Origin of the sequence: Rhizobium sullae (genome assembly GCF_900169785.1) — a bacterium.
Taxonomy (GTDB): domain Bacteria; phylum Pseudomonadota; class Alphaproteobacteria; order Rhizobiales; family Rhizobiaceae; genus Rhizobium; species Rhizobium sullae.
In genome coordinates, this window is the sequence record NZ_FWER01000119.1 from 1 (window position 1) to 6,426 (window position 6,426).

4 protein-coding genes and 3 pseudogenes are annotated in these 6,426 nt (G+C 59.9%); 6 read left to right on the top strand and 1 reads right to left on the bottom strand.

Annotated elements, in window-relative coordinates; all coding sequences use genetic code 11:
• Both BN1800_RS42080 and BN1800_RS38770 read left to right on the top strand, forming a co-directional pair.
• Nucleotides 1–253: pseudogene (locus BN1800_RS42080) on the top strand (hypothetical protein); the annotation flags it as partial.
• A 162-nt stretch (nt 254–415) separates the two neighbouring features.
• Nucleotides 416–2,302 (top strand): adenylate/guanylate cyclase domain-containing protein, encoded by a 1,887-nt coding sequence (locus BN1800_RS38770; protein WP_087006166.1) that lies wholly within the window; start codon nt 416–418, stop codon nt 2,300–2,302.
• Nucleotides 2,303–2,386: 84 nt separating this feature from the next.
• Here BN1800_RS38770 and BN1800_RS43250 read toward each other — a convergent pair.
• Nucleotides 2,387–2,857 (bottom strand): annotated as a pseudogene (locus BN1800_RS43250) (transposase); the annotation flags it as partial.
• Nucleotides 2,858–3,011: 154 nt separating this feature from the next.
• On the opposite strand from BN1800_RS43250, the gene BN1800_RS38780 reads away from it, so the two are divergent.
• From BN1800_RS38780 to BN1800_RS38795, 4 genes and pseudogenes are all read left to right on the top strand, one after another.
• Nucleotides 3,012–3,620: a hypothetical protein gene (locus tag BN1800_RS38780; RefSeq protein ID WP_244564817.1), complete on the top strand. Its 609-nt coding sequence runs from the start codon at nt 3,012–3,014 to the stop codon at nt 3,618–3,620.
• A gap of 86 nt (nt 3,621–3,706) precedes the next feature.
• The gene (locus BN1800_RS38785; protein WP_087006169.1) at nt 3,707–4,210 is read left to right on the top strand and encodes a DUF6998 domain-containing protein; all 504 of its coding nucleotides are present in this window, start codon (nt 3,707–3,709) and stop codon (nt 4,208–4,210) included.
• A gap of 515 nt (nt 4,211–4,725) precedes the next feature.
• A complete protein-coding gene (locus BN1800_RS38790; protein ID WP_143534255.1) occupies nt 4,726–5,172 on the top strand; it encodes a hypothetical protein in 447 nt (148 codons plus the stop codon).
• Between the two features lie 220 nt (nt 5,173–5,392).
• Nucleotides 5,393–6,426 (top strand): annotated as a pseudogene (locus BN1800_RS38795) (integrase core domain-containing protein); the annotation flags it as partial.

Consider the following 6,426-nt stretch of genomic DNA (forward strand, 5'->3'; position numbering starts at 1 on the left):
ACATGCGCTTCATCTCGCATGTGTGTTCGTCGATCCGCTGCATCATCACGCAGCCGACCACCTTTCCGTTCAGGCGCGCAACAAGAATCTCCCCATCGTGGCTCTTCGAGGCGACGACGCACGGGACAGGAAATATGTCTCCGATCTAGTAAATTGCGTGTCCAAGGCGCTCCGGCAGCAGCGCGACGAGGGCGATGTTCGATCCGTGAAGGACGACAGAGGCAATCAGGTCTGGGCGAGAAGGACACGATGATCCGGTAGCAAGTGCCTCCCCAACCTCAGCCGGAGACAGCTCGCGCCAGGATGCAGCGGTTTGGCGGCATCGCAAGCGGAGGTGTTCCGGATGGCGATGGACTCCTCAGCAGAGCCCTAGTAGAATCTGTCATACTCCATTTTTCCGAAAGCAATCAGGCCAATGGCTGAGGAACGCGTCCAACGTCGGCTTTCTGCCATCCTGGCAGTCGATGTGGTCGGTTACAGCCGCCTTATGGGCGCTGACGAGGCCGCTACGTTGGCTGCGCTCAAAGCCCATCGCGCGGAATTGGTCGACGTGAGGATCTCCGAGCACCAGGGTCGCATTGTCAAGCTTATCGGAGACGGCATGCTGGTAGAGTTTACGAGCGTGGTCAATGCGGTCGCCTGCGCTGCCGAGATTCAAAGCAGAATGCAGGAGCGCAATGCCGGTGTGCCAGAGGAACGGCGGATTGAGTTCCGAATGGGCATCAACGTCGGCGACATCATTGTTGACGAGAACGACATCTACGGCGACGGCGTAAACGTGGCTGCGCGGCTGGAAAGCATCGCCAGTCCAGGGGGCATCTCCGTGTCCGCGTCAGTTCGCGAGCATGTCGGCAACCGACTGGACATCGTTTTCGAGGACGCTGGCGAACAGACCCTGAGGAACATCTCGCGTCCGGTTCGGGTCTATCGCGTCGTGTTTGGGCCGTCTGCGGCAACTCATGCTACGGCAGTCGAAGCGACCGTTCCGGAGCGTTCCGTACGCGGGAAACCATCGATCGCTGTGCTCCCATTCAGCTATTTGGGCGGCGATCCTGAGCAGGACTACTTCGCCGACGGCATCACCGAGGACATCATCACCGACCTGTCGAAGGTTTCGGGTCTCTCGGTAGTCGCCCGAAACTCGGTCTTCACCTACAAGGGCAAGTCGGTCGCCGCTGGAGAGGTCGGCAAACGGTTCAACGTCACGACGATTCTGGAAGGAAGCGTTCGAAAAGCCGGCCGGCGCGTCCGCATCAGCGCACAGCTCATCAACGCCAAGGACGGAATGCATCTCTGGGCCGACCGTTATGATCGCGACCTGACTGACATCTTCGCAATCCAGGACGAAATCGCCCACAGCATAGTGGATGCCCTAAAGGTGCGGCTACTTCGGCAGGAAAGTCAGGCGATCCGCAAGATTAAGACCAGCAACATCGAGGCCTATCAGTTTTATTTGCGGGGGCGTCAGTATTTAAGCCGTCACTCCACCAAGTCGTACGAGCTCGCCCGTCGGATGTTCCAGAGGGCGATCGAGCTCGATCCCAACTATGCGCAGGCCCATGCAGGCGTCGCCGATTGCGACGCCTTTCGCTGGATCATGCACCGCGAGATATCGCCTGAAGGTATAATTGCGGCGAGCAGCCAAGCCCTGGATCTCGATCCGGAGCTGGCTGAAGCGCACGCCTCGCGTGGTCTCGCCCTGTCACTTGGCGCAGAGTATGAACTTGCATCATCTGAGTTCGAGCGGGCAATTCACCTTGATCCGGGCTTATATGAGGGTCACTATTTTTACGCGCGAAGCTGCGTATTGCAGGGTAACCATGAAGAAGCTGCCAAACACTACGAGCGCGCTGCCGAAGTTGCTCCGGACGACTTCCAGGCGATAGGCCATCTAGCCCAAGAATACCACGCTCTCGGGCGTGAAAGCGATGCACTTTTGGCGGAACGCCGCAGCTTCGAGCGCGCAGAACGTGAGTTGGAGCGTCATCCCGACAACGTGCGTGCTGCTTGTTACGGAGCCATGGCGCTCATCTTCCTGGGGGAGCTGACACGCGCAAAAGAATGGGCGGCGAGAGCATTGTGGCTCGATCCGGACGACACTCAGGTCCTGTATAACGTCGCCTGTGTACACGCCCGGCTTGGAGCCCACGATGAGGCGCTCGATTTGCTGGCTCGAGCCTTGCAACGTATGCACCCGCGGATGGCAGCATGGGCACGGCACGACGACGATTTCGCGTCGCTGCGCGAAGATTCCAGATTCGAGGCCTTGCTCGACATCGCTCGGCAGCGGTCTTCCGGATGACGGCTGACATGGATGGATCCCGATCTGACAGGCGGGCACGGCTGGGTCTGTGGCGGACAATCTAAGCCGGTGGCGTTCGCCTTTGCGCCGTTGCCAGTAGCCCTGCCAGTTCTGGGACGTCGCCGTCGAAAGCGCGGCGAAGGCGGCCAGCAGGAACTGCTCCCCGTTCGACATCCGCCTCGTGTCCTCGCGCCACGCCATTTCCTTGGCGTACTTATCGAGATATGGGCCGGCGATGTGGTGGTGCTGGCCGATCTCCGCCCTCCGGATGCGAGAGAAGAACGACTCCGCCTGGTTCGTGCAGGATCCATCATGGCTGTAGGCCTCCTGGTGGTTGATCCGCTTGATGTCGAACAGGACGTGGAGCGGATCCCATCCCAGCGCTTCGTCCGCGTGAAGCGTGCTGTCGAGACTAACCCGGCGCTCGATGATGGGCACCGCCAGATGCTCCTTCGGCACCACGAATGGCAGCGTGCGGCCGTTGCGCTCCCGCATGACGACGACCACCCGGCGCTTGCCGTTCTGGTTCTTCGCCAGCCTGCGGTCCTTGCGGTTCTCTACACAGATCCTTGACGCCCGCATTTCTGTTCTCTAAACGTTCTCGCCATCATGGGTAAGAACGCTCGCTACCACTCGGTCCGAATACGATGACTGACTGCCGGATCTAGTTCGGCGTCCGCCTTTTCGTATTGTGTTTTCCGAGGGTGCCATGACGAGCATTCCATTCGAGCGACCGCCGGGCGATGTCGACCCGCGACGAGCGCCGCCTCGCTTCTACTACCCGCTTGCCACAATCAAGTGCGCCGGGACTCCGGTTTTTCGGAGTCAGGCCGCCCGAGACTTCGCGTGCCTGCTCGACGTCGATCCGGATGTCGTCGCCTGGACGTGCGACGGCGTCGAGCTGACCTATGGCGGCGAGACCTATCTGATCGATATCATCGTTACTGGGACCGACGACCGCACCTTCGTGGTCGACGTCGCTCTTGGCGCTCCGAAGCCACCCGACTGGATCGCACTGGCCGCCGAACGGGCAGGGCACGGCTACCGCCCGGTGGCGATGGCTGACTTCGCCGGCAGCAACCGGCTTTTCAACGCAAAAGACCTCCTTCGTTACGGGTTTTACAAATGCCCGCTCGGAGACCGCGTTCGCATTCTCGCCGCTCTCGACGAGATGGGATCGCTCACCGTCACCGAGGCGCTATCCGCCTTTCGGGAAGGACGACCGATGGCCTGCCTTGCCGCGCTTATTCGCGACCGCTCAGAAGGCGGCGCGCAGGATCGAACGGAAGTATGGGCGGAAGAACCTCGGATGGGATGATTTCGATTGGGGGCTTCTGAGCGGACGAATGTCGGCACTCTCGTGGGTGATGGGAGCAGAATGGGAAGAGTCGCTGAATACGTGACATGACGAAATTTCAACTACCACCCGTCATTGCGGATCTGGTGATCGCGCGCGACCGAGTTCGGCGACACTACGCCGTGCCGGGCCTGGCCTTCACCCTTGACGGAAAGCTCGTGGGCGATATCGGCGAAGCGGTCGCGGCCGAATTGTTCGGTTTGACGCTGAAACCTGGCGGAGGAACTGGCATCGACGGCCACGCTCCGGACGGACGTTCAGTGCAGGTGAAGGCGACCGGAACTGGCCGAGGGCCTGTGTTCAGGAAGGTGGATGCTCGTGCGGAGCACCTCATCTTCATCGCGTTCGACTTCGAGAAGCTGACAGGCGAGGTGGTCTTCAACGGCCCGGAACACATCGCGCTGCGGGGCATGCCGGAAACGTGGGCGAACCAGCGGCCGGTTTCTCCGCGAATGATCCGCCTGCTGAACGAGGAAGTCCTTCCTGGCGACAGACTGCCTATCATCGAGCGGACGCCAACCGGAGACATAGCAACCCCCGAGCTTGCGTAGTCTGAACGGGGCCCCGCGAAAAGGTCGGCTCGACGCCTAACAGCATGCCTCGGAGCCTTTGTCCCTTGCGCTCCGCCATTGCACCGTCGCGTGACAACACGCGGGGGAGCAAATGGGAAACGATAGTCGGCTTGACGGAATGACTCGACATGGCTTCGCCTGTCCTACTGCAGAGACGACGGCAGCAAGGCGAGAAGCGGCACGCGAAGTCATGCGTGCATTCGAAGACGGGCGTAGCCTGGATCGCTTTCCGCTACTTCGCGACGCAGCGATATTGTGGTCAGATGTGTTTTACATGATCCGCAAACAGAAAAAAACCGGAATGGTTCCTTACATCCGGGATGCTTTCTCACCCTACGCCGCACATCGCGCGCAGCATCAGCAAGCGTTTCCAACAAGTTGCACTGTCGTGCGAACGCCGCGATGTTGGAAAAGTCGTTGAACTACTGAGCGTGATGCGTGCCTCGCCGACAAGGCTCGAAAACTATCTAGCCTGCACTCGCTCCCGTGATCCGATGGAACCGGTCGACGATGCCCGGTGGGTGTACCTCGTGCGCAACAAGACGGAGTGGGGCGTCGTCAATCTTGGAGAAATCGACGACCGCGTGCAGAACGCCCTCCAGGAGCTGGAAGACCTGAATCCCTATTTCGGGAAGTACAGTCTCGCTGCGGCGTGGCGCGTCCACGATCTGCGTGCCGGATATGCGATCGCAGCAATGGCTCTGCAGTCCCCATTCATCCAGACCGACTTCTACGACTTCCAGGATTTCGATCAGCTCGCCGAAATGCGCAAGAAGGTGACGAATGCATTGCAGGACTACCGGCTGCTCGACGGGAGCCCATCGTACGTGTCGTCGTCGTGGTCCCCTGAATTCTTCAGGAACCACAACAGACGTGTTGTCGTGGAGGAGACGGCGGTGGACGATGAAGACGCTGACGTGAGTGCTGGGTTCGCGCCGTGAGATAAGCGGACTTTAGTGAAGCATCCCGAAATTGCACCGATCTGCAATCTCAATGGGATATTTTAGGCTCAGTCTAAAATTCATGTTCGGCCAGTCCAAGATTTAGGACGGTCAGTCTAAAATTATATGCCGCGCGAGAACCATGCCCGACCTGAGAGATAGGTGACGTTTTGTACCGGAGACATGGGTGACACTTTTCGCTTTTTGGCGGGAGGTGTTGATGCCGTGGAAAGAGACTTCGGTGATGGAGGAACGTCTACGATTTGTCGCCCGGCTATTAGAGGGCGAAGGCATGAGCGATGTGTGCCGTGCATTCGGCATCTCGCGCAAGACCGGCTACAAAATCTTCAATCGCTATAAGGACGACGGCCTGGAGGCACTGACGGATCGGTCTCGACGGCCGGTGCGTTATGCCAACCAGCTGCCTGAGCCGGTCGAGGCGATGATCGTCTCGTGCAAGAAGAGCAAGCCGCATTGGGGTGCCAGGAAGATCAGGGAGCTTTTGGTGAAGCGCCTGGCCGGCGATGTGCGCGTGCCGTCGAAGAGTACGGTGCATGCCGTTCTCGATCGACATGGTCTGGTCGCCCATGCCCGCAAGCGGCAACGACATCGAGCCGAAGGGACAGCCTTGTCACAGGCATTACTGCCGAACGATCTGTGGTGTGCCGACTTCAAGGGCGAGTTCAAGCTCGGAGATGGCCGATACTGTTACCCGCTGACGGTCACCGACCAGGCGTCACGTTATCTTCTCGCCTGCGAAGCCTTTGAATCGACACGAGAACGGGCTGTCTTCGACGCGTTCCGGCGGCTGTTTACCGAATGCGGCCTGCCGACGGCGATCCGCAGCGACAACGGCTTGCCGTTCGCCAGCCCCAACGGGCTCTACAATCTGTCGAAGCTGTCGGTGTGGTGGCTGAGGCTCGGGATCACGCTGGAGCGCATCAGGCCGGGCCGTCCCCAAGAAAACGGCCGGCATGAGCGCATGCACCTGACGCTGAAGAAAGAGGCGACCAGACCACCGGGCAAAAACATCCTCCAGCAGCAGGCCCGCTTCGACGCTTTCGTCAGCGAATTCAATCAGGAGCGGCCGCACGAGGCGCTNACATCCTCCAGCAGCAGGCCCGCTTCGACGCTTTCGTCAGCGAATTCAATCAGGAGCGGCCGCACGAGGCGCTCAACATGAAGGTGCCGGCAGATCTCTACGTCGCTTCGTCACGCCCCTATCAGGGCCTGCCGGAGATCGACTACCCCTTC

Bases quoted from the DNA above. Each gene is read 5' to 3' on its own strand.
- BN1800_RS38770 (WP_087006166.1), top strand. From the start codon at position 416: ATGGCTGAGGAACGCGTCCAACGTCGGCTTTCTGCCATCCTGGCAGTC.
- BN1800_RS38780 (WP_244564817.1), top strand. From the start codon at position 3,012: ATGACGAGCATTCCATTCGAGCGACCGCCGGGCGATGTCGACCCGCGA.
- BN1800_RS38785 (WP_087006169.1), top strand. From the start codon at position 3,707: ATGACGAAATTTCAACTACCACCCGTCATTGCGGATCTGGTGATCGCG.
- BN1800_RS38790 (WP_143534255.1), top strand. From the start codon at position 4,726: ATGGAACCGGTCGACGATGCCCGGTGGGTGTACCTCGTGCGCAACAAG.